The organism is Falsiroseomonas oryziterrae (genome assembly GCF_021864505.1).
GTDB lineage: Bacteria > Pseudomonadota > Alphaproteobacteria > Acetobacterales > Acetobacteraceae > Falsiroseomonas > Falsiroseomonas oryziterrae.
The window spans coordinates 1-1,500 of the sequence record NZ_JAKJIB010000556.1; the positions used below are offsets into that span (position 1 = coordinate 1).

Annotated in this window: 3 protein-coding genes; all 3 read right to left on the reverse strand. The window is 77.4% G+C overall.

Annotation, left to right across the window (positions count from 1 at the left end; genetic code table 11):
• The coding region (locus L2I40_RS23090) for a response regulator (protein WP_237217700.1) at window positions 1-483 on the reverse strand (483 nt) is incomplete at its 3' end.
• 5 nt (window positions 484-488) lie between these two features.
• Entirely contained in the window at window positions 489-920 is a 432-nt protein-coding gene (locus L2I40_RS23095) for a chemotaxis protein CheW (protein ID WP_237217701.1), read from the reverse strand.
• A gap of 7 nt (window positions 921-927) precedes the next feature.
• Window positions 928-1,500 (reverse strand): response regulator (locus L2I40_RS23100; protein WP_237217702.1); only part of this gene is annotated, 573 nt, incomplete at its 5' end.

Sequence of the window (1,500 nt, forward strand, 5' to 3'; positions counted from 1 at the left end):
CCGCCCCGGCTGCACCGCCGCCGGCGGCTGCGCGCCCGGCCGGCGCCGCATCCGCGCCCATCCCGTCACCTTGGCGCGCAGCTCCTCGCCGAAGCGCGGATCGGCCATGCCGCCCTGCGCGGCGGAGGGCTTGGGCAGGTAGTCCACCGCGCCGGCCCGCAGCGCATTCATCGTCGCGTCCGCGCCGCGCTCGGTCAGCGTGCTCGCCACGATCACCGGCAGCCCCGGCGCGGCGCGCAGCACCAGCGGCAGCGCGGTCAGCCCGTCCATGACCGGCATCTCGAGGTCGAGCAGCAGCACGTCCGGCCGCGCCGCCGGCGCCATCGCGGCCAGCTGGTCCAGCGCGACGCGGCCATCCGTCGCCTGCGCCACCACGCGGATCGACGGATCCCGCGCCAGCAGCCGCACCAGCGCCCCGCGCGCCACCGCGCTGTCGTCGCACAGCATCACGCGGATCGCCTCGTCGCGAGCCGGCGTCGGCACGCCGCTCACGTGCCCACCGCCAGCAGCCGGTCCACGTCGAGCACGACGAGCAGCTGCCCGTCGCGCCGGTGCACGCCGCGCGACACCTCGCGCCAGGCGGGATCGAGCGTCGGCGGGTTGGGCGCCCGCTCCACCGCCGGCATCGGCGCGACCTCGCCCACCGCGTCGGCGAGCATCGCGTAGAGCTCCGCCCCCTGCTCCACCACGATGCTCATCGGCCGCGCCCCGTCCGCGCGGCGCGGCAGGCCGAGCCGGCGGCGCAGATCCACCGCGGTCACGATGCGCCCGCGCAGGTTCATCGCACCCTCCACCTCCGGCGGCGCCAGCGGGATCGGCGTGATCGCCTGCGGCCCCAGCACGTCGCGCACCGACAGCACCGGCACGCCGCAGGGCTGGCCGGCCACGGTGAAGGTCAGGGTGAGCTCCGCCTCCGCCATCGCCCGCTCACGCCGCCATCGGAAGCGACAGGCAGGCGCGCAGCGACTGCACCAGCGCGTCGCGGTCGAACTTCCCCACGTGGTCGGTGAAGCCTGCCGCGCGGGCCCGCGCGCGCGCCTCCGGATCGGTGCGGCCCGACAGCGCCACCATCGGCAGCCCCGCCCAGGCGCCGCCCTGCCGCACCGCGCGCGCCAGCGCGAAGCCGTCCATGCCCGGCATCTCGAGATCCGACACGATCGCCTCGAAACCCGCGCCGGCCTCGCGCAGCGCCAGCGCCTCCGCCGCACCGCCCACCGCCGTCACCTCGTAGCCCGAGGCCGCGAGCGCCGGCACCACCAGTTCACGGAAGAAGCCGCTGTCCTCCACCACCAGCAGCCGCGGCGCCGTGCCGGCCGCGGCGGCGGGGCGGAACCAGTCGCCGCCGGCCCGCCGCAGCCACCAGGCGGTGTCGATCACCTCCGTCACGCGGCCCGCCACCACCGCGGTGCCGAGCACGCCGGGCCGCGCGCCGCCCGCGGTCATCTCCAGCCGCTCCTCCACCACGTCGAGGATCGCATCCACCATCAGCCCGAGGTTGCG

Bases quoted from the DNA above. Each gene is read 5' to 3' on its own strand.
- L2I40_RS23095 (WP_237217701.1), bottom strand. From the start codon at position 920: ATGGCGGAGGCGGAGCTCACCCTGACCTTCACCGTGGCCGGCCAGCCC.